At 61.3% G+C, this 26,620-nt stretch carries 27 protein-coding genes; 5 read left to right on the top strand and 22 right to left on the bottom strand.

Annotation, left to right across the window (positions count from 1 at the left end; all coding sequences use genetic code 11):
- Window positions 1–101: 101 nt before the first annotated feature.
- The 5 genes from A9762_RS27140 (at window position 102) to A9762_RS27120 (ending at window position 4,979) form a co-directional block, all read left to right on the top strand.
- A complete protein-coding gene (locus A9762_RS27140; protein ID WP_069345065.1) occupies window positions 102–857 on the top strand; it encodes a histidine phosphatase family protein in 756 nt (251 codons plus the stop codon).
- Window positions 858–1,018: 161 nt separating this feature from the next.
- The gene (locus A9762_RS27135; protein WP_069345064.1) at window positions 1,019–2,137 is read left to right on the top strand and encodes a phosphotransferase; all 1,119 of its coding nucleotides are present in this window, start codon (window positions 1,019–1,021) and stop codon (window positions 2,135–2,137) included.
- Window positions 2,138–2,148: 11 nt separating this feature from the next.
- Window positions 2,149–3,384: an acyl-CoA dehydrogenase family protein gene (locus A9762_RS27130; protein WP_069345063.1), complete on the top strand. Its 1,236-nt coding sequence runs from the start codon at window positions 2,149–2,151 to the stop codon at window positions 3,382–3,384.
- A 246-nt stretch (window positions 3,385–3,630) separates the two neighbouring features.
- Window positions 3,631–4,323 carry a glutathione binding-like protein gene (locus tag A9762_RS27125; protein WP_069345162.1) on the top strand — a complete coding sequence of 231 codons (693 nt, stop codon included), beginning with the start codon at window positions 3,631–3,633 and terminating at the stop codon, window positions 4,321–4,323.
- Window positions 4,324–4,643: 320 nt separating this feature from the next.
- Window positions 4,644–4,979, top strand: a complete 336-nt coding sequence (locus tag A9762_RS27120) for a YegP family protein (protein ID WP_069345062.1) — start codon at window positions 4,644–4,646, stop codon at window positions 4,977–4,979.
- A 126-nt stretch (window positions 4,980–5,105) separates the two neighbouring features.
- Here A9762_RS27120 and A9762_RS27115 read toward each other — a convergent pair whose 3' ends face one another.
- The 22 genes from A9762_RS27115 to A9762_RS27010 all read right to left on the bottom strand — a co-directional run bounded on the left by A9762_RS27115 (window position 5,106) and on the right by A9762_RS27010 (window position 26,434).
- Window positions 5,106–6,152: a hypothetical protein gene (locus A9762_RS27115; protein ID WP_069345061.1), complete on the bottom strand. Its 1,047-nt coding sequence runs from the start codon at window positions 6,150–6,152 to the stop codon at window positions 5,106–5,108.
- Window positions 6,153–6,231: 79 nt separating this feature from the next.
- Window positions 6,232–7,281, bottom strand: a complete 1,050-nt coding sequence (locus tag A9762_RS27110) for a hypothetical protein (protein ID WP_139133426.1) — start codon at window positions 7,279–7,281, stop codon at window positions 6,232–6,234.
- A gap of 92 nt (window positions 7,282–7,373) precedes the next feature.
- Complete coding sequence (locus A9762_RS27105; protein WP_069345059.1) at window positions 7,374–8,144, bottom strand: hypothetical protein; 771 nt, start codon at window positions 8,142–8,144, stop codon at window positions 7,374–7,376.
- Window positions 8,145–8,214: 70 nt separating this feature from the next.
- Window positions 8,215–9,192 carry a hypothetical protein gene (locus tag A9762_RS27100; protein WP_069345058.1) on the bottom strand — a complete coding sequence of 326 codons (978 nt, stop codon included), beginning with the start codon at window positions 9,190–9,192 and terminating at the stop codon, window positions 8,215–8,217.
- A gap of 216 nt (window positions 9,193–9,408) precedes the next feature.
- Window positions 9,409–9,864 carry a MaoC family dehydratase gene (locus A9762_RS27095; RefSeq protein WP_069345057.1) on the bottom strand — a complete coding sequence of 152 codons (456 nt, stop codon included), beginning with the start codon at window positions 9,862–9,864 and terminating at the stop codon, window positions 9,409–9,411.
- A 194-nt stretch (window positions 9,865–10,058) separates the two neighbouring features.
- Entirely contained in the window at window positions 10,059–10,517 is a 459-nt protein-coding gene (locus A9762_RS27090; protein ID WP_069345056.1) for a DUF1178 family protein, read from the bottom strand.
- Window positions 10,518–10,589: 72 nt separating this feature from the next.
- Entirely contained in the window at window positions 10,590–11,183 is a 594-nt protein-coding gene (locus A9762_RS27085) for an NUDIX domain-containing protein (RefSeq protein ID WP_069345055.1), read from the bottom strand.
- Window positions 11,184–11,261: 78 nt separating this feature from the next.
- The gene (locus A9762_RS27080) at window positions 11,262–11,573 is read right to left on the bottom strand and encodes a DUF2818 family protein (RefSeq protein ID WP_069345161.1); all 312 of its coding nucleotides are present in this window, start codon (window positions 11,571–11,573) and stop codon (window positions 11,262–11,264) included.
- 123 nt (window positions 11,574–11,696) lie between these two features.
- Window positions 11,697–13,166 carry an NADH-quinone oxidoreductase subunit NuoN gene (nuoN, locus tag A9762_RS27075; RefSeq protein WP_069345054.1) on the bottom strand — a complete coding sequence of 490 codons (1,470 nt, stop codon included), beginning with the start codon at window positions 13,164–13,166 and terminating at the stop codon, window positions 11,697–11,699.
- Window positions 13,167–13,186: 20 nt separating this feature from the next.
- A complete protein-coding gene (locus tag A9762_RS27070) occupies window positions 13,187–14,668 on the bottom strand; it encodes an NADH-quinone oxidoreductase subunit M (RefSeq protein ID WP_069345053.1) in 1,482 nt (493 codons plus the stop codon).
- Window positions 14,669–14,686: 18 nt separating this feature from the next.
- Complete coding sequence (nuoL, locus tag A9762_RS27065) at window positions 14,687–16,738, bottom strand: NADH-quinone oxidoreductase subunit L (RefSeq protein ID WP_069345052.1); 2,052 nt, start codon at window positions 16,736–16,738, stop codon at window positions 14,687–14,689.
- 14 nt (window positions 16,739–16,752) lie between these two features.
- Window positions 16,753–17,064, bottom strand: a complete 312-nt coding sequence (gene nuoK / locus A9762_RS27060; RefSeq protein WP_023596640.1) for an NADH-quinone oxidoreductase subunit NuoK — start codon at window positions 17,062–17,064, stop codon at window positions 16,753–16,755.
- Between the two features lie 9 nt (window positions 17,065–17,073).
- Window positions 17,074–17,709, bottom strand: a complete 636-nt coding sequence (locus A9762_RS27055) for an NADH-quinone oxidoreductase subunit J (RefSeq protein ID WP_069345051.1) — start codon at window positions 17,707–17,709, stop codon at window positions 17,074–17,076.
- 80 nt (window positions 17,710–17,789) lie between these two features.
- A complete protein-coding gene (gene nuoI / locus A9762_RS27050; RefSeq protein WP_039399235.1) occupies window positions 17,790–18,281 on the bottom strand; it encodes an NADH-quinone oxidoreductase subunit NuoI in 492 nt (163 codons plus the stop codon).
- Window positions 18,282–18,304: 23 nt separating this feature from the next.
- Window positions 18,305–19,369 (bottom strand): NADH-quinone oxidoreductase subunit NuoH, encoded by a 1,065-nt coding sequence (gene nuoH / locus A9762_RS27045; protein WP_069345050.1) that lies wholly within the window; start codon window positions 19,367–19,369, stop codon window positions 18,305–18,307.
- Complete coding sequence (gene nuoG / locus A9762_RS27040; protein WP_069345049.1) at window positions 19,370–21,682, bottom strand: NADH-quinone oxidoreductase subunit NuoG; 2,313 nt, start codon at window positions 21,680–21,682, stop codon at window positions 19,370–19,372. It lies immediately after the preceding gene.
- A gap of 29 nt (window positions 21,683–21,711) precedes the next feature.
- A complete protein-coding gene (gene nuoF, locus A9762_RS27035; protein ID WP_069345048.1) occupies window positions 21,712–23,004 on the bottom strand; it encodes an NADH-quinone oxidoreductase subunit NuoF in 1,293 nt (430 codons plus the stop codon).
- A complete protein-coding gene (gene nuoE / locus A9762_RS27030; RefSeq protein WP_069345047.1) occupies window positions 23,001–23,501 on the bottom strand; it encodes an NADH-quinone oxidoreductase subunit NuoE in 501 nt (166 codons plus the stop codon). Before nuoE ends, nuoF begins: the two co-directional genes overlap by 4 nt.
- A 170-nt stretch (window positions 23,502–23,671) precedes the next feature.
- Window positions 23,672–24,925 (bottom strand): NADH-quinone oxidoreductase subunit D, encoded by a 1,254-nt coding sequence (locus A9762_RS27025; RefSeq protein WP_069345046.1) that lies wholly within the window; start codon window positions 24,923–24,925, stop codon window positions 23,672–23,674.
- A 9-nt stretch (window positions 24,926–24,934) separates the two neighbouring features.
- Entirely contained in the window at window positions 24,935–25,534 is a 600-nt protein-coding gene (locus tag A9762_RS27020; RefSeq protein WP_069345045.1) for an NADH-quinone oxidoreductase subunit C, read from the bottom strand.
- A 12-nt stretch (window positions 25,535–25,546) separates the two neighbouring features.
- Window positions 25,547–26,026: an NADH-quinone oxidoreductase subunit B family protein gene (locus A9762_RS27015; RefSeq protein ID WP_010807413.1), complete on the bottom strand. Its 480-nt coding sequence runs from the start codon at window positions 26,024–26,026 to the stop codon at window positions 25,547–25,549.
- Between the two features lie 48 nt (window positions 26,027–26,074).
- Window positions 26,075–26,434, bottom strand: a complete 360-nt coding sequence (locus A9762_RS27010; RefSeq protein ID WP_039368621.1) for an NADH-quinone oxidoreductase subunit A — start codon at window positions 26,432–26,434, stop codon at window positions 26,075–26,077.
- Window positions 26,435–26,620: the final 186 nt, after the last annotated feature.

Below are 26,620 nucleotides of genomic sequence, written 5' to 3'. Positions count from 1 at the left end.
GCGGGTTGTCGCATTGGGACGCGCGCCATCGGTCACTGCCAGGCACGCCGCACTACGCCAAGGTACGCTGACGGCTGCCCCACGTTCAGGAGAATTTCCGCATGAGCTCACTCGGCCATCTCGGCCCCGCCGCCGGTCCGCTGGCGTTCACCCTGCCGCAGCGCCGCCGCATCTATCTGATGCGTCACGGCGACGTCACCTACTTCGACGACAGCGGCAAACCGATCGATGCCGATACCGTCCCGCTCAATGCGCTGGGCCGCACGCAAGCCACCGCTGCCGGACGTGCCTTCGCCGCCGAGCACATCCGCTTCGATCGCGTGATCGTCAGCGGTCTGCCGCGCACGCGCGAGACGGCGGAACGGGTTCTTGCCGAGACAGGACAACACATCGATATCGAGACGTGGACCTGCTGGCAGGAGATTCGCGCCGGTAGCATCTCGCATCTGCCACCCGCCGAACTGGCGCAAGCCTTTCTCAGCGCGTTCGACGGGCTGGTGCCCGAGGACACGCGTTTCATGAATGGCGAGTCGGTGCGTGAGCTGCTCGATCGTGTGGTTCCGCCGCTCACCGAACTTCGGGACGACAAATCGTGGGACACGGTACTGCTGGTGTTGCACGGCGGCGTGAATCGCGCGATTCTCTCGCATGCCATGCACCCGGACGGCCGCCTCTTTCTCGGTCAGCTCGCACAGACGCCCGCGTGCATCAACGCCCTCGACGTCGGCGACAAGCCTGGAGACTGGGTGGTGCGCCTCATGAACTATGCGCCGCCGCAGCCGTTGCACCGTGACAATCGGCTCACCGTCATGGAGAAAATCTTCGCGTCTTTTCTTAGTTCACGTCAGGGGCGTTAAGCGTGCACGAGTCGCGCGAACCTCGTCAGTCCTGATGTCAGCGCACGGATCGGACCATTCCGGTCCGTCGCTCAGCATCCGTGCCCTACTGAAGTCGTCGTAACCGGCAAAACCCACGAATTCGTCTCGATCAACGCAACACCGGAAATGCAGGAGACAGCATGGCCGAGGAGCTTGTACAGGACTTTTCCGCATTTGCAGGCGAACGCACGTTAGGCGATCGCCTTCCCTTCGACGCCACGGCGCTCGAACGCTGGCTGACCGCCCACGTCGACGGTTACGACAGTGACGCCGGCCCGCTCGTCATCACGCAATTCAACGGCGGACAGTCCAATCCGACCTACCGGCTGACCACACCCGCAGCCGCCTACGTGCTACGCACCAAACCCGCCCCGGCGGCCAAACTTCTCCCGTCCGCACATGCCATCGAGCGCGAGTATCGCGTGATGGATGCGCTGTCTCGCACCGACGTCCCCGTCGCGCGCATGCGTGGCCTGTGCGAGGACGAAAGCGTGATCGGACTCGCGTTCTACGTGATGGATTTCGTGGACGGTCGCGTGCTGTGGGATCCGTCGCTCCCGGGCATGACGTCGACGGCGCGCAGCGAGATCTACGACGAAATGAATCGCGTCATCGCCGCGCTGCATCGCGTCGACTATCGCGCCGTCGGCCTCGAATCGTATGGCAAGCCGGGGGACTACATGGCGCGTCAGATTGCGCGATGGAGCAAGCAGTACCGGGCGTCGGAGACGGACACCATCGACGCGATGGACCGGCTCATCGACTGGCTGCCCGCCCATTTGCCCGCCGTCACGGCAAGCGCCCCGGAGCGCACGACCCTCGTACACGGCGATTTCCGTCTCGACAATCTGATCTTCCATCCGAGCGAACCACGCGTGCTCGCCGTGCTCGATTGGGAGTTGTCGACGCTGGGTGATCCGCTCGCTGACTTCAGCTATCACTGCATGGCGTGGCACGTCAGTCCCGGCGTGTTTCGCGGCATTGCGGGACTCGACTGGCCAGCGCTCGGTATTCCCAACGATGCCGACTACATCCGTCGATACAGCGAGCGCACGGGTAGCGTACCGCCTGCACAGTGGGACTTCTATCTCGCATACAACATGTTCCGGATTGCGGCGATCCTGCAAGGCATCATGAAGCGTGCAAGCGACGGCACCGCCGCCAGCGCACAGGCGCTGGACGCGGGCAAACGGGCGCGTCCGATGGCGGAACTCGCGTGGGCATATGCCCAGCGAGCGGAAGGTAGAGACAGTCACTGAACGGAGACCTCATGGATTTCAGCTACAGCCCGAAAGTCGAAGCGCTGCGTGCGCGCCTGTCCTCGTTCTTCGACGAGCACATCTTTCCGAACGAGCAGCGCTATCTGGAAGAGATCGACATCGCGCGGCGCAACGGCGACGCGTGGCAACCGTCGCAAGTCATCGAGCGTCTCAAGCCCCTCGCACAACAGGCCGGGCTGTGGAACCTGTTCCTGCCAGACTCTGGGCGCGGCGCGGGGCTTACCAACGTCGAGTACGCGCCGCTGTGCGAGATCATGGGACAGGTGCCGTGGGCGCCGGAGGTCTTCAACTGTAACGCGCCCGACACCGGCAATATGGAAACGCTGGAGCGCTACGCCACCGACGCACAGAAAGCGCAATGGCTCGAACCGCTGCTGCGCGGCGAGATCCGTTCCGCCTTCCTGATGACGGAGCCGGACGTGGCGTCGAGCGATGCGACCAACGTGCAGTGCCGCATCCGGCGTGAGGGCGACGACTACGTCGTCAATGGTCGCAAGTGGTGGTCCACGGGCGCAGGCGCCCCCCGCTGTGCGCTCTACATCGTGATGGGCAAGACGGATCCGGACGCCCCGAAGCACGCGCAGCAATCGATGATCCTGATTCCGGCGGACGCGAAAGGTGTTTCGCGGGTGCGTCCGCTCACCGTCTTCGGCTACGACGACGCCCCGCATGGTCATATGGAGATCGTGCTCGACGACGTTCGCGTGCCCGCCAGCAGCCTGCTGCTCGGCGAAGGACGCGGCTTCGAAATCGCGCAGGGACGCCTCGGCCCGGGACGCATCCACCATTGCATGCGGCTCATCGGCCTGGCGGAGCGCGCCCTTTCGTTGATGTGCCGCCGCACGCTCTCACGCGAAGCGTTCGGCAAGCCGATTGCGGCGCAAGGCGTCACCCGCGAGCGCATCGGTGAAGCGCGGTGCCTGATCGAGCAGGCGCGTCTGCTCACGCTCAAGGCGGCCGACATGATGGACACGGTCGGCAACAAGGCCGCGCGCGCCGAGATTGCCATGATCAAGGTCGTCGCCCCGAACATGGCGTGTCAGGTCATTGACTGGGCGATTCAGGCGCATGGTGCGGCGGGGCTCTCCGGGGACTTCCCGCTGGCTTATGCCTACGCCAGCGCCCGCACGCTGCGCTTTGCCGACGGCCCTGACGAAGTCCATCGCAACGCTATCGCGAAGCTGGAACTGGCGAAGTACGCGGCGAATGCCGCCGACGGTCACTGACCCCACGCCCGGCAGGGAAAAACGTTCTGTGGTGTAATTTGCGAGCCGTTTTCTCCGGGGACGTGACCGATTCGCGCCCCCGGTGTGCTTCGCTGCCGTCACCGTGCCGGGCGCCCTGCGCAATCGTTGCTGCGCCAGACAAGGAGTGACGTCGACCGACGCCCGAGCGTCGCTGTCGAACGAGACGAATCGAATCGTTCCATGGCGTTCGCCGACGTCCCCTACCGTTCCAACAAGGAGCCGCAATTGATTCAGGTCTATTCCTGGGCCACGCCCAACGGCCACAAGGTCCACATCATGCTCGAAGAGTGCGGGCTGGCCTACCACGCGCATGCCGTCGACATTGGCGCGGGCGACCAGTTCAAGGACGAATTTCTCGCCATCTCGCCGAACAACAAGATTCCGGCCATCGTCGATGAAGACGGCCCGGACGGCAAACCGATCTCCCTGTTCGAATCGGGCGCGATCCTGCTGTATCTGGCCGGCAAGACGGGCCGCTTCCTGCCGGAAGACGTCCGAGGCAAGTACGAAACGCTTGAATGGCTGATGTTCCAGATGGGCGGTGTGGGGCCGATGCTCGGGCAGGCGCACCACTTCCGCATCTACGCTCCGGAGAAGATCGATTACGCGATCAAGCGCTACACGAACGAAGCGCGACGTCTGTACGGCGTGCTCGACAAGCGTCTGGGCAACCATCCCTATGTCGCGGGCGACATGTACACCGTAGCGGACATCGCCATCTGGCCGTGGCTGCGCTCATGGAAGAATCAGGGCGTGGAGCTCTCGGACTTCCCGAACGTGCAGAAATGGTTTGAAGCGATCGAGGCACGCCCGGCGGTGCAACGCGGTATCAAGGTGCTCGCCGACGCCCGCAAGCCGCTTCAGGACGACAAAGCGCGCGAAATGCTCTTCGGCGCAACGCAGTACGCCCGACGCTAATCACCCGGTACGGCAGCTTGCCGGTCGCCGCCCTCCGGTCAATCTGGGGGCGGCAATGGGTTTCCCCTTGCCATGACGATGGCACGCTGCGTGAACTTCTGCGCACCGTGCCGTCGGACGCCAACGCTTCCGCTGGGCCGCAGATCGCCATCCGGCCGGACGTCACTTAAAGTGGTTTACACTTCGAAACAAAGTGCGGTATCGCCGAAATGCGGGCGGTGCTAATCTAGGCGCATTCTCGGGCGCGGTGCACAGCCGTCGTCCCCTTGCAGTTCGCAGTCCCTCGCCGCTGGCTTTTGGAAGATCCGGGAGATCCACATATGTCAGGCAAGTTCGAACTCAAGCGCAGCCCCAACGGTGAATTCCACTTTCATCTGCTGGGCGAGAGCGGGCACATCATTCTTTCCTCCGAAACGTACAAGGCGCGCGCGTCGGCGCAGAACGGCATCGAGTCCGTTCGCAAGAATTCGGGGGAAGATCACCGGTTCGAGCGCAAGACGTCCACCTCGGGACGCCCCTACTTCGTGCTCAAGGCGCGCAACGGCGAGATCATCGGCCAGAGCCAGATGTTCTCCACCGCCGAGCAAATGGAAGACGGGATCAAACAGGTCAAGCACGACGCGCCTGCGGCCTCAGTAAGCGATTTGTCGCATTGAGCAAGACGGCATCGCGCGGTTGACGGCGGCGTCCGCACGCGGGCCGTTCTCGCTTGTCCCTTCACGCGCCGGGACAGACTTCTGCCGCCATCCCGGCCAGATATCGCGATGACATGCCGATGACGGCTAACGTACCGGCAGCGCCTCACGGGTCCATTGCATGCGCGTACCCTGGTCGTATTGGCAGTCATGGACATTCACGTGGTTATCGATGGTGCTCGGTGTGGCGCATTTGCCCAGGATCGTCTTCAACCAGCTCGTCGTTGTGTCGTATCGGTATGTCCCGGTCCCGAGATAGCTTGTTGAGAGAATGACCACATCGGGGAGTGTATCGATACGGAGATATCTGAATTGGGTCGGTGAGGTAACTGAGTCCGCAGAGATGATGGATCCCACGAAATCGTTGAGTTCGTAGAACGAGAAGTCAGCGGGGCCCGTGCACGTTGCCGGATATGGCCGACTGACGTCGCTACGCAAGCACAGGCCACTTTCCTTGTTCTTGTAGCGATAAGGCCCATTCGGAATCAGACGCTTGATTCGTACGCAGGATACTGCGTTAGGCAATGACTCACCGGTACTTCGAAATCCATTGGCAATGAATGCCCGCTTTCCCGAACCATCATTCAATATCTGGCCGGCAGGAATACCGGAAGCGGCCGCGACAGAGGTCGGAGGAATGTTGGCGATCGGACCATTCCCAGGGCCAAACGACACGATGTAACGGGCATAGACTTCGCGGCCGTCGCAGTTCGGTGAGCCTTCGATATCGATCTCCATGCCCTCATGTGCACCAACGACCTCGAACGTGTTGTAGATATTGTCGTCGCAGCCGAATTCGTCGTTATGAAAGTTGACGTACATGTCGTCGAGCGCGGTGAACGTGCACTGCTTTCCGTCACCCGTACGACGCATGACGATCGTCGGCAACGCACGATTACCGGGTTCCCCCTTCTGCGCATCGAGCTCCCGTATGCGCGCCGCAACGGCCTCGGGCGATGGATGCGCGACGTCCGGCGCATTCGGTGCGCTTGCGGCAATCGGCAGAATCGATGCCCCAGGCTGCGCCAGCGCCGTCGCAGAAAATAGGAAGCAACCTGCGATGCTCAAACCGAGCGCGGCAGCACGAATGGCAACGCCTTGAAAAGCGTGCATCACCTTGATCGACAGCTTCATCCCGGAACCTCCATCTCAAAAGTCCATCGCTCACAACGCGCTCAACACCCCATAGATCGTGACGTCATATCATTCGCGACTAACGTACCGGCAGCGGCTCTCGAATCCATTGCATGCGCGTGCCGGCGTTGAATCGACACTCATGGACGCGCACTTCGTTCGGATGCTCGTACTGCTGTGTTGCACAGATGCCGGGAATCGTCCTGAGCCAGTTCGTCGTCGAGTTGTAGTTGATCGACAGCGTCGGGTCATAGCCCGTCGATATCTCAAGCACTGCGTCGCCAAGGTTGGCCTTGAGAAACTTACGGTTGGCGGCGTCGGCTACCGATTCCGAGGGGACCATCGTGCCCCAGTAATCGTTGAGCTCGTAGAAGGAGAACACGCCGGGGCCGATGCATTGCGCTGGGGGAGGCCGATCGACGTCGCTTCTCAGGCACATGCCGCTATCCCGATTCTTGTAGCGATAGGGACCGTTCGGCATCAGCGTCCTGACCATCACACATGACACCGCATTGGGTAGTGGCGCCCCCGAACTCTTGTAGCCATTGGCAATGAACGCTCTCACGCCGGAGCCGTCGTTCAATATCTGACCGACGGGAATTCCCACGGAGGCGGCAACAGACGTCGGTGCAATGTTTCCGACGGGTCCATGCCCTGGGCCGAATGAAACGATGTAGCTGGCGTAAGCTTCACTGCCGTTGCAGTTCGGGGCGCCTTCGATTTCGATTCGCATGCCTTCGTGCGCCCCGATGACTTCGAACGTGTTGTAGATGTTGTCGTCGCATCCGTATGGGGCGTCGTGAAAATTCACATACGACCCATCGAGGACAGAAAACGAGCACTGCTTGCCGTCGCCCGTACGACGCATGACGATCGTCGGCAACGGATGATTGCCCGCTTCGCCTTCCTGAGCCTTGAGCGCCCGTATGCGCGCCGCAATGGCCTCGGGCGATGGCTGTACGACATCCGGCGCGGACGGTGCACTTGCGTCAATCGGCAGAATCGATGCCCCGGGCTGCGCCAGCGCTGCCGTCGGCATGACGAGACAACCCGCGACGCCGAGACTCAGTGCCGCAGCGCGCCGTACAACACCTCGGAAAATGCACATCCACTCGATTGATCGTCTCATCGCGACACCTCTGCCTCGGAAGCCCCCTTCACACACGCGCGACGACAATGAACCTCTCACCCATTTCGCCAGACGCGAGCGCACCCAGCCCGTCATTGATTGATCACTTCGAACGACGACCGTCTGGCGTCCTGCAGAATGCCATCGTGATAGCCGAGCACCCACGCCGCGTTTTCCGGGGTCGGCAGCGAAATGGACGAGACGAGATCGCCGGAGAGATTGAGCTTGAATGCCGCCATCGTCCCTTCGGACGTCGCCACGGAAATCGTCACCGCGAGCGTGTCGCGAGACACCCGAAGCAGTTCGCGACCGTCGTGATCGAGCACCGCACTCAAGGCCGCATTACCCTCGAAGCTCGTCCACGCCATACGCATGGTATGCCCCTGCGGCGAGCGAATTTCCACGGGCACGTAGGGCGATAACGGGTCATTCAGATCGAATCGTTCAAGGCGTTCGGTACGCCCCGAGCGAAACGTGATCAGCACCGCATTCTCGAGCCGCTCGGCCTTGAACGTCGGCAATTTCCTGTCTGGAAATTCGATCTTGTCTACCGATAGCACCGCCAGATGCGTCTCGCCGTTAGAGAGCGTGAGGCGCTTGCTTACCGGCGTTAGCCGCGATGTTCCCCAGGACCAGCCGACGCCCAGACCAAGGTCCACGTTCTGCATGGCGCTGAAGGACAGGGAGAGCACGATATCAGGGCCCGCCAACGCGTTGACGGCAATCTCCGGCATCGAGATCCGGATGGAGTAGGTGCCGGTGCGAGGATCCACCCCCTTCTCCAGAAAGCTCAGGAAGCTCTGCGCGCCAGAGTACAGGGTGCTGTTATCCATCTGCGAGTGATACTGCTGATTCTCGGACATCGAGCCTCCCTGTGGTGGCTTCCAGCGTTAGGCACCACCGCCGTGACCACGCACGACGATCACATGTCGATCATTCCAGTCCCAGGTTGAGCTCCATGGCGTCACACTGTTCCGTGATCGTCAGCCGCAACAGGTTTTCCGTACCGTATTGATCACGCAATCGATAGGCCACGCTCGGCCCGTGCGCCGCCCCCTGATAAGGCCCCAGCGCAGGATCGGAGATGAAGGCAACTGCGCCGCACCCGGTTCGCGGCAGGTTGTTCCGCTCGTAGCGGTAAGACCCGATGAACTGTGTCTGAGAGTATTCGAAGGGACGAACGCGCTCGTCGCTCGACGGCGGCTTGGCGAAGCCGCAAAACGCGCCGGTGCGCGAGGTCACGGCGAGCCATCGGTACGCACTGGCATACTCGTCGAGCACTTCCATATCGCGAATTTCGCGACGTGCACCGTTCATCGTGAGGCCAAGGTAATAGACCGTGACCATGATGCCGCCCGCGACCGCAAATTTCTCCGGCGTCTCCCACTCCGTATCCCATGCCGAAAGCGGGGGCGGCCCGCCGGTACCGACGGCAAGAACGTCGACCTGACCTTCGCTGCCACTCACTTCATCGGAGAAAAAAGTGCGTCCGCTATCCAGGGTGATCGCAGCCGCCAGACGTTTGCGTGTGCCGTCGGCGTCCGCCGTCTGAATGTAGAAGTGGAAGTACTCCCGGTTAGGCACCGGGGGATCGGATGTCACCGGGACACTCCCCTCGTTCGTCGCCGAGACCGGAAAGAAATCGTAGAGGTTCCGCTGCGTCGATGCCCCCCACTTCCCCTGCGCCACCGGCATGGATGAGTCGACTACCGGTATCTCGAGTCTGGAAATACTGTCGATGATGTGCAGCGAACGCATTTCATCCGAAGACAAGGGCGCGTCGGCAATGATTTCGATCTGCAACATTACCTGGCACAGGCCATTGTTGTAGAGCCGTTGATCGGGCGACCAGACAGCAACCTTGAAAGTCGTGACGTCGGTCGCCCTCGTGCCCGGTGTACGCTTTCCCATGGCGGCTCTCGCATCAGAAATGTCGGTCCTTCGATACTAGCCGCGCAAAACAAAGGGGCAACTGTCAACGTTGACAGTTGCCCCGCGTGAAATCCGGTTGGCAATGGTAAGGCTAACAGGCAGCACGCAGCGTCGCCGGCGCATTGCGAATCACCGATTGGGCATCACTCCTGCAGCGCGCCGGCGGCCTTCGGCCAACGTCAAAGACGTTGCCGTTCAGGCGCCGCGCTTTCGATACAGGCCCGTACCTCGGAACCGGCAGACTTCCTCGCCGTGCTGATTGGTGGCGGTCCACAGTTGGCGCACGATGCCACGGTCGGGACGGCTCTTCGACGCGCGCACTTCAAGCGTGCTGCTCGTGACCGTTACCGTGTCGCCGGGGCGCACGGGCTTGAGCCATTCGATCTGCTCCACGCCCGGCGATCCCATGCTCGACGAGCGGGACAGCAGCTTGTCGACGTTCATCCGCATCATGATGCTGCACGTGTGCCAGCCGCTGGCGACCAGTCCGCCGAAATGTGACTCGCGTCCGGCCGCTTCGTCGACGTGAAACGGCTGCGGGTCGAACTGACGGGCGAAATGCACGATTTCGTCAGCCGTGAACGTGTATTCCCCAAGATCGAAGGTGTCGCCGACTGCGAAGTCCTCAAAGTAGTACTCGAGCGTTGCCATGCCAACCTCCCGTGGTGCGAGTGATCGATACGCGGCCAGATCAGGCCAGCGTCAGAGGAACATTATGCATGAGCGCACGACATCGCCATCCGCCACGCGATGTAGCGGAGATAGGCGAACGGCAGGCGGGACCCTTGAGGGAATTCGAGCGGATTTGAGGAGACCTGAAAGGACGGAAAGTCTCGGTCAGATCGTTATTGCAGCGTTTCCTTCACGCTGTCGGGCAACGGCAGCGACATGACGTCGATCCCTTCGTCGGCGAGCGCCTCGGCTTCTTCACGTGATGTCGTCCCGCGAATGTTACGCTCGGGCGCTTCCTGATAATGAATCTTGCGGGCTTCCTCGGCAAAGTTCGCCCCGACGTCTTCGGTATTTGCCATGACGTGCCGCACGGCTTTCATCCACAGCGTCTGCAGCTGACGCTGCGCGTCGGCGACCTCGGGCGAGGCTGCCCTCGCCGGCGCGACAGCACTGGCCTGCGTCGCTCCCGACAGGTTCAGACGAGGCGCGGACGGCATGCGCACGATAGCCGTGTCGCCGCACACCGGGCAACTCACCAGTCCCCGGGACTGCTGCGAAAGGTAATCGTCCTCCGAGCCGAACCAGCCCTCGAAGGTGTGCTCATGGGCACAACGCAAATCAAAAACCTTCATGATGCGACGGAAATGTCCCCGCCCCGGCGGATGGCCGGGACCGGAATGCAAAAATGACCGTGTAACGGTAAATCAGCGCAACGGCGAACGCTCGCCGGGCTGCCAGACTCCCGATAATATCTTTTCCAGCCAAAACGCGCCGATGATCGTCTTGACGTCAGTGACACGCCCGTCGCGCACCCATTCCAGCAGTTCCGTCGCTGGCATCTTGAAGACGTCGAGGAACTCGCCATCGTCGAGCTTCTGCTCGCCCTTCGTGAGGTCGCGCGCCAGCCAGATATCGATGAACTCGGTCGAGTAGGAAATCACCGGGTGAATGCGCGTGAGATAGTCCCAGCGCTTCGCCATATAGCCCGTCTCTTCGAGCAGTTCCCGCTGACCACACACGAGACCGCCCTCGGCCTCGTCGAGCTTGCCGGCGGGCAATTCCGTCATCACACGCTGCAACGGATACCGATACTGACGCTCCATGAGCACCTGACCGTCTTCGAACAGCGGAATCACCATCACGGCACCCGGATGCGTGGTGTACTCGCGGATGGCAGTCTTGCCGTCGGGCAGACGCACCCGATCGCGCTTGATGGTGAGGAAGGCCCCGTCGTACACGGTATCGCTTTCGATGCCCGTCTCGATCAGGTGCGAATCGTCATGCTTAGGTTGGGTCATAAGCCCTCCACGGCTAAAAATTGGCGAACCCAAAATACAAAACGCCGCCCTGGGGCGGCGTCTTGCTAGGCCATCATCTCACGCGGCAGCCGCCGGTCGATGACGCCACAAATACCGATACACGAATCCCGGGAACGCGAACACGACGAACAGGCTGGCGGTCACGGCGTAGAACTCCCAGCCCTGCGAGAAGACGTTACCGATGCCGGACTCGATCAGATAACCGAGCGCGCCGACCACGAAGTACGCCACGATCATCTCGACCAGACGCAGCCATAGCGACTTGGTCGCCGCCTTACGCGCGATAAACCCGAACAGCCGCTGGTTCACGAACGGCAGGTTCGCGCCCAGCACGGCCAGCAGAATCACCAGCGTTCCCCCTGCCGACATGCCCATCGTTCCAATCTCCCGCAACGTCCCGCGTGATCCCGCGCGATTCCGTCTTTCAAACGACAAGGCAGATCGTTCCGATCCGCCCTGTCCTGTTCCCTAAATGGCTTTGCTTGCCGTCGCTTAGCTGGCCAGCGTCAGCTTGATCGTACGCAGGCACCAGTCCATCAGCGAACCCGGCATCAAGCCCAGATAGAGCATGGCCAGACCGTTGAGCGACAGCACGAAGCGCATCGTACCGCTGCCTTGCAGCGCGTTAGTGTCTTCGGCCTTGTCGAAGTACATCAGCTTCACGACACGCAGGTAGTAGAACGCGCCGATCAGCGATGCCACCACAGCCACCACAGCCAGCCACACCATACCGGCGTTCACGACCGCTTGCAGCACAGCCAGCTTGGCGTAGAAACCTGCCAGCGGCGGAATACCGGCGAGCGAGAACATCAGCATCAGCATGACGAACGCAAACCACGGGCTACGCTGATTCAGACCCTTCAGATCCGAGAGGTTCTCGGCTTCGAAGCCCTGACGCGAGAGCAGCAGCACGATACCGAAGGTGCCCAGCGTCGTCAGCAGGTAGATCACGCTGTAGAACATCGACGAGCCGTAAGCATCGGCGATACCGTCGATCTTGCCGCCCACCACGCCCGAGAGCATGCCCAGCAGCACGAAGCCCATGTGCGAGATCGTCGAGTACGCCAGCAGACGCTTGACGTTGGTCTGCACGATAGCCGTCAGGTTACCGATCACAAGCGAGAGCACGGCCAGGATGATCAGCATCTGTTGCCAGTCGATCGCCAGCGGCAGCATGCCTTCGACGAGCAAACGCAGCAGCAGTGCGAAGGCACCCAGCTTCGGCGCGCCACCGATCAGCAGCGTGACCGGGGTCGGTGCGCCCTGATAGACGTCCGGCACCCACATGTGGAACGGTGCAGCGCCGAGCTTGAACGCGAGGCCGGCGACCACGAACACCACGCCGAACACCAGCACGATCTTGTTCACGGCGCCCGAAGCGATCACTTCGAAGACCTTGGCCAGTTCGAGCGAACCCGTCGCGCCGTACATCATCGACATGCCGTACAGCAGGAAGCCCGAAGCGAGCGCACCCAGCACGTAGTACTTCATGGCCGACTCGGTCGCATTCGTCGAATCGCGCCACACGGCGGCGAGTGCGTACAGCGACAGCGACATCAGTTCCAGACCCAGATACAGCGTCAGGAAGCTGTTGCCCGAGATCATCACCGACAGGCCCAGCAGCGAGAACAGGCTGAGGACATAGAAGTCGCCACGGGCGAGACCGCGCGCTTCCAGGTACTTCTGACCGTAGATGAAGGTGACGAACGTCGCCAGACCACCGAAGGCCTTGAGCAGGTTCGACATCGGGTCGGCGATGAACACATTGCCGAACAGGTAGTGCGACGCCGGGTCGGCGGAGTTGCACGCCCACAGCACCGACACGACAGCCGTCGTGATGAGTGCCAGCACGTAGTTGAGCTTGCGCGTCTGGCCGAGGAACGCGTCGCACATCATGATCACGAGGATCATGAGCAGCAGGATGGCCTCCGGCAACGCAGGCAGCAGATTAATGTTTTGCATGATCTAGATGTCCTCCCCGATTACGGCAGCTTGGTCTGCGCCACGTGGGCGAGGAGGTTAACCACGGAGGTATGCATCAGGTCCGTAAAAGGCTTCGGATAGATACCCATGAACAGCGTGAGGGCCGCCAGCACCGCAAGCATGAAGAACTCGCGCTTGTTGATGTCGACCAGTTCGCGCACGTGATCGTTGGCGATGGCGCCGAAAATCACGCGCTTGTACATCCACAGCGAGTACGCAGCACCGGTGATCAGCGAGGTGGCAGCCAGCAGGCCCACCCAGAAGTTCAACTTCACGGCGCCCAGAATCACGAGGAATTCGCCCACGAAGCCCGACGTTGCCGGCAGACCGCTGTTGGCCATCGCGAACAGCATCAGGAAGGCGGCGAACTTCGGCATCGTGTTCACGACACCGCCGTAATCGGCGATGTTGCGCGAGTGCATGCGGTCATACAGCACGCCGATACACAGGAACATGGCGCCAGACACGAAACCGTGCGAGATCATCTGCACCATCGCGCCCTGCATGCCGATTTCGCTGAACATGAAGAAGCCGAGGATCGCGAAGCCCATGTGAGCGATCGACGAGTAAGCCACGAGTTTCTTCATATCCGTCTGCACCAGTGCCACGAGGCCGATGTAGACGATGGCGATCAGCGCGAGCGCGACCATGAAGCCCGACAGGTAATGGCTGGCGTCCGGTGCGATCGGCAGCGAGAAGCGCAGGAAACCGTACGCACCGAGCTTCAGCATGATGGCAGCCAGCACCACCGAGCCGCCCGTCGGGGCTTCCACGTGAGCGTCCGGCAGCCAGGTATGCACCGGCCACATCGGCACCTTCACGGCGAAGGCCATGAAGAAGGCGACGAACAGCAGTATCTGCACGTTCATCGGCAGCTTCGCGGCGTACCAGTCCGTCAGCGTGAACGAACCCGTCACGTTGTACAGATAGATCAGCGCGACCAGCATCAGCAGCGAGCCGAGCAGCGTGTACAGGAAGAACTTGAACGCGGCATACACGCGGTTCGGGCCACCCCACACACCGATGATCAGGTACATCGGGATCAGCGTGGCTTCGAAGAACACGTAGAACAGCAGGCCGTCTTGCGCCGAGAACACGCCGATCATCAGACCCGAGAGGATCAGGAACGCGGCCATGTACTGCGCCACGCGCTCCGTGATCACTTCCCAGCCCGCGATCACCACGATCACCGTGATGAGCGCCGTGAGCACCACCAGCCACAGCGAAATGCCGTCAATGCCCAGGAAGTAGTTGATGTGGAAGCGTTCGATCCAGCTCGACTTCTCGACGTACTGAAACGCCGAGGCCTTCGCGTCGAAATTCGAGATCAGCGGCAGCGTGACCAGGAAGCTCGCCAGCGAACCGATGAGCGACAGCGCACGTGCGCCGCCCGGATTGCGGTCGTTACCCACCGCGAGGACAAGAATCCCCGAAACGATGGGCAGCCAGATGGCCAGACTCAGAAGCGGTATTGATTGCATTGTTATTGGCTCCCCCTATTACTTGCCGTTCAACGTCACAAACAGCGTCAGGAGCCCGAGCATGCCGATGATCATGGCGAACGCGTAGTGGTAGATGTAACCGGATTGCACGAAGCGGATGACACCCGCGAACCAGCCCACCAGACGCGCGCTGCCGTTCACGACTGCGCCATCGATCAGGCCCTGATCGCCCGCCTTCCACAGGCCGCGACCAATCTTGAGCGCGCCCTTGGCGAAGACCACTTCGTTGATCTTGTCCATGTAGTACTTGTTATCGAGCAGCTTGTAGACGCCCGAGAACTTGTTCTTCAGCGCTTCCGGAATGTCCGGGCGCTTGAGGTAGAAGAACGCCGCGAGAATGATGCCCAGGGCCGACAGTGCGATCGGCAGCGTGCCGAACGAGTGCAGCGCCATGGCCACCCAGCCGTGGAACTCGTGGCCGAGTTCTTCCATCGCCGGGTGATTCTCGCCGATGAAGATCACGTCCTTGAACGCCACGCCCTGCTTGAAGAACTCGCCGAAGAGCATCGGGGCAATCGCGATGGCACCGATGATGACCGACGGAATCGCCAGCAGAATCAACGGAATCGTCACGACAGCAGGCGACTCGTGCGGCTTCTGACCCGGCGCGAGACCGTGGTGCTCGTCGTGTGCGTCCTCTTCTTCCTCGTGGTGCGCGTCGTGATGATCATGCGCATGCGCCTGACCGAAACGCTCCTTGCCGTGGAAGACCAGGAAGTACATACGGAACGAGTAGAACGCCGTGACGAACACGCTGGCGACCACTGCGAAGTAGGCGAAGCCCGAACCCGGCAGATGCGAGGCGGCAACCGCTTCGATGATCGAGTCCTTCGAGTAGAAGCCCGAGAAGAACGGCGTACCGATCAAGGCAAGCGAGCCCAGCAGCGACGTGATCCACGTGATCGGCATGTACTTCCACAGGCCGCCCATGTTGCGCATGTCCTGATCGTGGTGCATGCCGATGATGACCGAGCCGGCACCGAGGAACAGCAGCGCCTTGAAGAACGCGTGCGTCATCAGGTGGAAGATGGCGACCGGGTAGGCCGACACGCCGAGCGCGACCGTCATGTAACCGAGCTGCGAGAGCGTCGAGTAGGCCACGACACGCTTGATGTCGTTCTGGATCATGCCCAGGAAGCCCATGAACAACGCCGTGATTGCGCCGATGATCGTGATGAACGACAGCGCGGTGTCCGACAGTTCGAACAGCGGTGACATGCGGCTCACCATGAAGATACCGGCCGTCACCATCGTTGCCGCGTGAATCAGCGCCGAGATCGGGGTCGGACCTTCCATCGAGTCCGGCAGCCAGACGTGCAGCGGGAACTGCGCCGACTTACCCATCGCGCCGATGAACAGGCAGATACAGGCCACGGTGATCAGGCGCCAGTCAGTGCCCGGGAACGACAGGGCCGCGACTTCGTTGGCCTTGGCGAACACTTCGCCGTAGTTCAGCGTGCCGGTGAAGGCCAGCAGCAGGCCGATACCGAGCAGGAAGCCGAAGTCACCGACACGGTTGACCAGGAACGCCTTCATGTTGGCGTAGATCGCCGTCGGACGCGTGTACCAGAAACCGATCAGCAGGTACGAGACCAGACCCACCGCTTCCCAGCCGAAGAACAGTTGCAGGAAGTTGTTGCTCATCACGAGCATCAACATCGAGAACGTGAACAGCGAGATGTACGAGAAGAAGCGCTGGTAGCCAGGATCTTCCGACATGTAGCCGATGGTGTAGATGTGCACCATCAGCGAAACGGAAGTGACCACGCACATCATCGTCACGGTGAGCGTGTCGACGAGGAAACCGATCTCGAGCTTGAGTTCGCCGATGCGCGCCCATTCGTAGACCGTGGCGTTGAAGCTCGCCCCGTTCAGCACGTCGATGAAGGTCATGACCGACAGAACAAACGCGACGAGTACGCCGAGGATCGTGACCGTGTGGGCGCCCGCGCGTCCGACTTGCTTGCCGAACAGGCCGGCAATCATGGAGCCGACGAGCGGCGCCAGCGGAATCGCGAGCAGCAGGTTGGGATTCAATGTGGATGCCATAACAGCGTTCGCTTTTAACCCTTGAGGCGGTCGAGATCTTCGACGTTGACCGTTTCGAGCTTACGGAACAGCGTGACCAGAATGGCCAGGCCAATCGCAGCTTCTGCGGCGGCCACCGTAAGAATGAAGAACACGAATACCTGGCCGGCAATGTCGCCCAGGTAATGCGAGAACGCGACGAAGTTCAGATTGACCGCGAGCAACATCAGCTCGATGGCCATGAGCAGCACAATCACATTTCTGCGGTTGAGGAAGATACCGGTAATGCTGATCGCGAAGAGAATCGCACCCAGCACCAGGTAATGCGCTAGCGACAACGACATCATGCTGTCTCCTTATTCCGCCGCCGGCGTGTCAGTGCCGGTGGATTGCTGCCGGGCTTCGGCGGGCATCGACACCAGACGCACGCGGTCGCGCTTCTTCACGCGCACCTGCTGGCTCGGGTCGGTCTGTTTGTGGTCCTTACGGCTACGCATCGTGAGCGCAACGGCTGCCACGACGGCCACCAGCAGGATCAGACCTGCCACTTCGAAGGCGAAGATGTAGTCGGTGTACAGCGCAATACCGAGCGCCTTGGTGTTCGGCACGTCCGGTGCCGACACGGCCTTGACCGGGGCACGCGTGGCACCGTAGCCGCGCATCAGCACGAGCGCCGCTTCGACGATCATGATCGCACCGACGGCACTCGCCAGCGGAATGAACTTACCGAAGCCGCGACGCAGTTCGTCGAGATTGATGTCGATCATCATCACCACGAACAGGAACAGCACCATCACCGCGCCGACGTAGACGAGCACCAGCATGATTGCCAGAAACTCGGCTTCGAGCAGCATCCAGATCGCCGCAGCATTGAAGAAGGCCAGCACCAGGAACAGTGCGGACTGCACGGGGTTGCGCGAGGTCACGACCTTGAGGCCGGAGATCACGAGGATCAGCGCAAACACGTAAAAAAGAAAGGTTGTGAATTCCATAATCACCGGGTGTGCCGAGAATTAGCCAACGTCTGTTGCCGTACCGGGCGCGCTACACAGGCAACGCGCCCTGCCCTGCTTTAACGGTACGGCGCATCGGCCGCCTTGGCCGCCGCGATTTCGTTTTCGTAACGATCGCCCACCGCGAGCAGCATCTCTTTGGTGAAGTAAAGATCGCCGCGCTTCTCGCCGTGATACTCGAGAATGTGCGTCTCGACGATCGAGTCCACCGGGCAGCTTTCTTCGCAGAAGCCGCAGAAGATGCACTTGGTCAGATCGATGTCGTAGCGCGTGGTACGACGCGTGTTGTCTTCACGCACGTCCGATTCGATCGTGATGGCCATTGCCGGGCACACCGCTTCGCAAAGCTTGCAGGCGATGCAGCGTTCTTCGCCGTTCGGATAACGACGCAGCGCATGCAGACCGCGAAAACGCGGCGACAGCGGCGTCTTCTCTTCCGGAAACTGCACCGTCACCTTGCGTGCGAACGTGTAGCGCCCCGTGAGCGCCATGCCCTTGAGCAGTTCCAACAACAGGAAACTGCCGAAAAAGTCCTTGATTGCCCTTACCATGGGATTCCTCTACTCCGTTCGCCTCAGCCCCAGATGTTCCAGGGCGACATGATCCAGCCCCCAACCACGATCACCCAGAGGATCGTCAACGGCAGGAACACCTTCCAGCCCAGACGCATGATCTGGTCGTAGCGGTAGCGCGGGAACGTCGCACGTACCCAGATGAACACCGACAGCAGCAGGAACACCTTGAATGCCAGCCAGAACACACCCGGGATGAACGACAGGAAGCCGAACGGGGCACTCCAGCCACCCAGGAACAGCACCGACGCCAGCGCCGAGATGATGATCATGTTGATGTACTCGGCCAGGAAGAACAGGGCGAAGCCCATGCCCGAGTATTCGATCATGTGACCGGCCACGATTTCCGACTCGCCTTCCACCACGTCGAACGGGTGGCGGTTCGTCTCGGCAATGCCCGAGATGAAGTAGACGACGAACATCGGCAGCAGCGGCAGCCAGTTCCACGACAGCAGATTCAGCCCCAAGCCTGCGAACATGCCGTGCTCTTGCGAGCGCACGATGTCCGACAGGTTGAGCGAGCCGGCCGTCATCAGCACCGTGACCAGCGCAAAGCCCATCGCGATTTCGTAGGAAATCATCTGAGCCGATGCGCGCATGGCGCCGAGGAACGCGTACTTCGAGTTCGATGCCCAACCGGCGAGAATCACGCCGTACACACCGATCGACGAAATCGCGATCGCGTAGAGCAGACCGGCGTTCACGTCGGCCAGCACGGCACCCGGCTGGAACGGGATCACCGCCCAGATCGCGAAGGCCGGCAACACGGCCATGACCGGCGCGATGGCGTAAATGCCCTTGCTGACTTGCGACGGCGTGATCACTTCCTTGAGCAGAAGCTTCAACACGTCGGCGATCGGCTGGAGCAAACCGGCCGGACCCACGCGGTTCGGACCGAGACGCACGTGCATCCAGCCGATGAGCTTGCGCTCCCACAGAATCAGATACGCCACGCACAGCAGCAGAATCACGGCAACGACGAGAATGCGGACCAGCGCCCACACCGTCGGCCAGGCAACGCCCAGCAACTGCGTGCCGTATTGATTGATGACTTCGTTCAGGCTCATTTACGCCTTCTCCACCGAAATTTCACCGAACATCGCGCCAAGCGCGGCGGACGCCGGCGTGGCTGCCGGAACACGCACCACATTGGCAGGCAGCGTTTCCGAGCGAGCGGCCGGCAGCGTAACCACGGCGTCGCCCTGACGCACGCGCACCGCGTCGCCCTTGGCAAGCCCCAGGCTGTCGAACAGCGCAGCCGGCAGCGTGGCACGCAGCGCAGCCTTGGCATCGTTGGTCAGTTGCAGCGACGGTGCGCGGCGCACCAGGGCATCGGCAGCGTAAATCGGCACATCGGCCAGACGCTCCAGACCCTGAGCCGCCGCCTTCGGCGCAGCCAGTGCAGCCTTGGCGCGGTTGTCGAGCGATGCTGCCGAGAAACCGGCCAGCGCTTCGTCGCGCACCTGCTCGGCGGTGTCCTGCTCGAAGCCTTGCAGCTTGAGGAGGTTGCCCAGCACGCGCAGCACCTTCCAGCCCGGACGCGCTTCACCCAGCGCACGCACCACACCGTTGAAGTGTTGCGGCAGGCCTTCGGCGTTGACGAACGTACCGGCCGTTTCCGTGAACGGCGCGATCGGCAGCAGCACGTCGGCGTATTCCAGACCGTGCTTGAACGGCGAGAGCGAGACGACCATCTTCGCGGCGTTCAGTGCCGTGAGTGCTTGCTTCGCATCAGCCGAGTCGAATTCCGGTTCGGCGTTAAGCAGCAGGTAAGCCTGACGCGGTTGCGCGAACAGCGCAGCGGCGCCCTTCGCATTCGTCGCCTTCACGGCATAACCGCCGACCGTGTTTGCGCCTTCGGTCAGGAAGCCCAGCTTGGCGCCGGTGATGTCAGCGATCACTTGCGCGACGGCGTGCAGTTGAGCGAATTGCGGATGCTGCACCACGGCGTTGCCCAGCAGAATCGCACGACGCTCGCCGTTGATCAGCGAAGCGGCGATGGCCTTGGCCGCGTCGCTTGCGCTCACACCGGCCAGCTCTGCCGGAGCGGCGACGCCCTTGGCAGCGGCAGCGGCCACGGCGATACCAGCCAGCTCGCTCACCCAGGCGCTCGGCGCAGCGATGATCTTGTTGGCCAGCTTCACCAGCAGATCGTCGTCCGAGCCATGCAGCAGATTCAGTTGACCACCGGCCTTCACTGCCGAGCGCAGACGCGAGGCGAACAGCGGATGATCCTTACGCAGGAACGAACCGACGACCAGCGCGCTTTGCAGCGTATCGAGTTCGGCGATCGGCAGGCCGAGCCACGGGGCACCCTGAGTGCCGCCCGACACGTCCGTCTGACGCAGACGGAAGTCGACGTTGTCGCTACCCAGCGCACGCACGAACTTTTGCAGCAGGTGCAGTTCTTCGATGGTCGCGTGCGGCGAAGCCAGCGCGGCGACGGCATCGGCGCCGAAGTCGCGGATGATGTCCGTCAGACCGTGACCGACGTACTCAAGCGCCGTCTGCCAGTCGACTTCATGCCACTCGCCGCCTTGCTTGAGCATCGGCTTCGTGAGGCGCTCGTCGCTGTTCAGACCTTCGTACGAGAAACGGTCCTTGTCCGAGATCCAGCACTCGTTGACCGCTTCGTTCTCGAGCGGCACAACGCGCATGACCTTGTTGTTCTTCACTTGCACCACGAGGTTCGCACCCACGCCATCGTGAGGGCTCACCGACTTGCGGCGCGACAGTTCCCACGTACGGGCGCTGTAGCGGAACGGCTTCGACGTCAGTGCACCGACCGGGCACAGGTCGATCATGTTGCCCGACAGTTCGGAGTCGACCGTCTTGCCGACGAACGACGTGATTTCCGAGTGCTCGCCGCGACCCAGCATGCCGAATTCCATGACGCCGGCCACTTCCTGACCGAAACGCACGCAACGGGTGCAGTGGATGCAGCGCGACATCTCTTCCATCGAGATCAGCGGGCCCACATTCTTGTGGAACACCACGCGCTTCTCTTCCTGATAGCGCGATGCCGACTTGCCGTAACCGACGGCCAGATCCTGGAGTTGGCACTCACCACCCTGATCGCAGATCGGGCAGTCGAGCGGGTGGTTGATCAGCAGGAACTCCATCACCGATTGCTGTGCCTTCACAGCCTTCTCGGAGTTCGTACGCACGATCATGCCGTTGGCCACCGGCGTAGCACATGCCGGCACTGCCTTCGGGGCCTTCTCGACCTCGACCAGGCACATGCGGCAGTTCGCAGCGATGGACAACTTCTTGTGGTAACAGAAGTGGGGAATGTAGGTGCCGTTCTTCTTGGCAGCCTGGATCACCATGCTGCCTTCGGGCACCTCGACCTTTTGGCCGTCAATTTCGATTTCAACCATAGCGGTTCAATGCCAAGCGTCAAAAGGGATTAGTGAGCGCCGACCAAGCAATGCTTGTGCTCGACGTGGTAGGCGAACTCGTCCCAGAAGTGTTTGAGCATGCCGCGCACCGGCATCGCTGCGGCGTCGCCCAGCGCGCAAATGGTACGGCCCATGATGTTCTCGGCCACCGAGTTGAGCAGGTCCAGATCTTCCTTGCGGCCTTCACCGTGCTCGATACGATTGACCACGCGCCACAGCCAGCCCGTACCTTCACGGCACGGCGTGCACTGGCCGCACGATTCTTCGTAGTAGAAGTACGACAGACGCAGCAGCGACTTCACCATGCAGCGCGTTTCGTCCATGACGATCACCGCGCCCGAACCCAGCATCGAGCCAGCCTTGGCGATGCTGTCGTAGTCCATCGTGGTTTCCATCATCAGCCCGGCCGGCACGACAGGTGCCGACGAACCGCCAGGAATCACTGCCTTCAACTTCTTGCCGCCGCGCATGCCGCCGGCCAGTTCGAGCAGCTCGGGGAACGGGGTGCCCAGCGGCACTTCGTAGTTACCCGGCAACTCGACGTCGCCCGACACCGAGAAAATCTTGGTGCCGCCGTTGTTCGGCTTGCCCAGTTCCAGATACTGCTGCGGGCCGGTGGCCAGCAGGAACGGAACGGCAGCGAACGTTTCGGTGTTGTTGATGGTCGTAGGCTTACCGTACAGACCGAAGCTCGCCGGGAAAGGCGGCTTGAAGCGCGGCTGACCCTTCTTGCCTTCGAGCGATTCGAGCAGTGCCGTTTCTTCGCCGCAGATGTACGCACCGTAACCATGGTGGCCATGCAACTGGAACGAAAAATCCGTACCGAGAATGTTGTCGCCCAGATAGCCGGCAGCGCGCGCCTCATCCAGAGCCTCTTCGAAGCGTTCGTACACTTCGTAGATTTCGCCGTGGATGTAGTTGTAGCCGACGGTGATACCCATCGCGTAACCGCCGATGATCATGCCTTCGATCAGCGAGTGCGGGTTGTAGCGAAGAATGTCACGGTCCTTGAACGTACCGGGTTCGCCTTCGTCCGAGTTGCAGACGAGGTACTTCTGCCCCGGGAATGCGCGCGGCATGAAGCTCCACTTCAGGCCGGTCGGGAAGCCTGCGCCCCCGCGACCACGCAGGCCCGACGCCTTGACGTCGGCAATGACCTGCTCCGGCGTGATGCCCTCTTTCAGGATACGTGCGAGCTGCTGGTAACCACCGCGCTTGACGTAGTCCTCGAGGTGCCAGTTCTCGCCGTTCAGGCCGGCGAGAATCAGCGGTTTGATGTGACGGTTGTGCAGCGACGTCATGCTTTCTCTCCTGCGGCGCCCTTGGCCTTGAGCTCGTCGATGAGCGCATCGACCTTTTGTTCGCTCATGAAGCCGCACATGCGATGGTTGTTCACCAGCATGACGGGAGCATCGCCGCAAGCGCCCATGCACTCGCCTTCCTTGACCGTGAAGAGGCCGTCAGGCGTGATATCGCCATACTCGACGCCCAATTTTTCCTTCAGGTACTTGGCCATCTCTTCGCCACGCGTGAGCTGGCAAGGCAGGTTCGTGCACACGGTCAACTTGAACTTGCCCACGGGGCTCGTGTTGAACATGGTGTAGAAGGTTGCGACCTCTTGCACCGCGACTGCGGGCATTTCGAGGTAATCCGCCACGAACTGCATCACTTCGGGCGACAACCAGCCTTTTTCGACCTGCGCTACGGCAAGCGCGTGCATCACCGCCGACTGCTTCTGCTCGGCAGGGTATTTGGCAACGGCGCGGTCGATTTTCTTCAGGGCTTCGGGAGAAAGCATTTCCGATCCGACTGTTTTCTAAAACGTTATCCCCGCTCGTGCCAGCGCGGGCGCGTCGATTTTGTCGACTGCCCACGCACTACTGGCACGGCTACTGGAACGGCAATGGTATCGACCTGCGAAACCCTGCCGAATAAAACCTGCGGGCGCCTGAGGCGCCCGCTGCGCATTTAGCGATCGATCTCGCCGAACACGATGTCCTGGGTACCGATGATCGCCACAGCGTCGGCAATCATGTGACCCTTCGCCATTTCATCGAGCGCAGAAAGGTGGGCAAAGCCCGGCGCGCGAATCTTCAGACGATACGGCTTGTTGGCGCCGTCCGACACGAGATAGATACCGAACTCGCCCTTCGGATGCTCGACAGCGGCATACGTCTCGCCGGCGGGCACGTGGAAGCCTTCGGTGAAGAGCTTGAAGTGGTGAATCAGCTCTTCCATGTTCGACTTCATTTCGACGCGCGACGGCGGTGCCACCTTGTGGTTATCCGTGATCACGGGACCCGGATTCGCACGCAGCCACTTCACGCACTGGCGGATCAGGCTGGCCGACTGGCGCATTTCTTCCACGCGCACCAGATAACGGTCGTAGCAATCGCCTTCCTTACCCACCGGAATGTCGAACTCGAGACGGTCATACACTTCGTACGGCTGCTTTTTGCGCAGGTCCCAGGCAATGCCCGAGCCGCGCAGCATCGCGCCGGAGAAACCGAGCTGCATCGCACGTTCCGGCGACACCACGCCGATACCTACCAGACGCTGCTTCCAGATACGGTTGTCGGTGAGCAGCGTTTCATACTCGTCGACACACTTCGGGAAACGGATCGCGAAATCTTCGATGAAGTCGAGCAGCGAGCCTTCGCGTGCTTCGTTCATCTTCTTGATCGCGCGCTCGTTGTGGAACTTAGACGCGCGATATTTCGGCATCGTGTCCGGCAGATCGCGGTACACGCCACCCGGACGGTAGTACGCCGCGTGCATGCGGGCGCCCGAGACGGCTTCGTACACGTCGAACAGGTCTTCGCGCTCACGGAAGGCGTACAGGAACACGGCCATTGCGCCCACGTCGAGGGCGTGCGAGCCGATCCACATCAGGTGGTTCAGCACGCGCGTGATCTCGTCGAACATCACACGGATGTATTGTGCGCGAATCGGCACGTCGACGCCGAGCAGCTTTTCGATCGCCATGACGTATGCGTGCTCATTGCACATCATCGACACATAATCGAGACGATCCATGTACGGCACGGATTGCAGGAACGTCTTCGACTCGGCGAGTTTTTCGGTCGCGCGGTGCAACAGGCCGATGTGCGGATCGGCGCGCTGGATCACTTCGCCGTCCAGCTCGAGCACCAGGCGCAGCACGCCGTGCGCTGCCGGGTGCTGCGGACCGAAGTTCAGGGTGTAGTTCTTGATGTCTGCCACAAGGCCACCTTAATGTTTCAGACCGGCGTAATGCTCTTCGCGGATGATGCGCGGCGTGATTTCGCGCGGCTCGATCGTCACCGGCTGGTAGATCACTCGCTTCTGCTCGGGGTCGTAACGCATCTCGACATAGCCCGACGTCGGGAAGTCCTTGCGGAACGGGTGACCGATGAAGCCGTAGTCCGTCAGGATGCGGCGCAGGTCCGGGTGACCTTCGAACACGATACCCACCAGATCGAACGCCTCACGTTCGAACCAGTTGGCCGAGCTCCACAGATCGATCAGCGATGCCACGACCGGCAGATCGTCTTCCGGTGCGAACACGCGCACACGCAAACGCCAGTTGTGGGTGAGCGAGAGCAGATGCGAGACGGCAGCGTAGCGCGGGCCATCGTGGGCGCCATCGCCGTAAGCCGAATAGTCCAGGCCGGCAACGTCCATCAGTTGCTCGAACTTCAGCTCGGGATGATCGCGCAACGTGCGCGCCACTTCGAGATAGTCGCTCGCCTTGACGGTGAGCGTGAGCTCGTCGAGAGCTTCCACCAACTGCTCGGCACGGGGGCCAAGCACGTTTTGCAGGGTGGTTTTGAGTTTTTCTAGTGTAGACATGGGCGGTAGCGGTTATTTACGCGCGATCGTCGCAGTCCGCTTGATCTTCGACTGCAACTGGATGATGCCGTAGACCAGCGCCTCGGCCGTCGGCGGACAGCCCGGCACGTAGACGTCGACTGGCACGATGCGATCGCAACCGCGCACCACCGAGTAGGAATAGTGATAGTAGCCGCCGCCGTTGGCGCACGACCCCATCGAGATCACCCAGCGCGGCTCGGCCATCTGGTCGTAGACCTTGCGCAGCGCAGGCGCCATCTTGTTGCACAGCGTACCGGCCACGATCATCACGTCCGACTGACGCGGGCTGGGGCGGAACACCACGCCAAACCGGTCCAAATCGTAACGCGCCGCGCCGGCGTGCATCATTTCGACGGCACAGCACGCGAGGCCGAACGTCATCGGCCACAGCGAACCCGTGCGCGTCCAGTTGATGAGTTTGTCAGCCGTGGTGGTGACGAACCCTTCGCGCAAAACCCCTTCGATGCTCATATGCTTACCCTGAATCCTTCTGCAATGCTGCCAATGACGATGACGGTCTTATTCCCAGTCGAGCGCACCGCGCTTCCACAGGAAAACGAAACCGACGAGCAGTTCAAGCAGGAAACCCATCATGGAGATAAAGCCCACCCAGCCGATATCGCGCAGAGCAACGCCCCACGGAAACAGGAATGCCGTTTCGAGATCGAACAGGATGAAAAGGATGGCGACGAGATAGTAGCGCACATCAAACTTCATGCGCGCGTCTTCGAAAGCCTCGAAGCCGCACTCGTACGGAGAGAGTTTTTCGCTGTCGGGATTGTTGGGGCCGAGGAATTTACCGACGCCAATCAGGACCGCCCCAAGACCGCCACCTACCAGAAGAAATAGCAGGACGGGATAATAGGTTCCGAGGTTCAACTCTACCCTCTTTCGGTTAGTTCAAAGAACCGCTCTCGTCGATGGTGTGGGGACCGGAAAGCGGATGAACGGTGAGCACAAAATAAAATGCCAGCCAAAGCATAAACGCAAGGCTGGCATCGTAGAACTGTGGTGCCGACGGCGAGACTCGAACTCGCACAGCTTTCGCCACTACCCCCTCAAGAT

Origin of the sequence: Pandoraea sp. ISTKB, assembly GCF_001721285.1 — a bacterium.
Taxonomy (GTDB): Bacteria; Pseudomonadota; Gammaproteobacteria; order Burkholderiales; family Burkholderiaceae; genus Pandoraea; species Pandoraea capi.
This window is presented reverse-complemented; position numbering and strand designations above follow the sequence as displayed.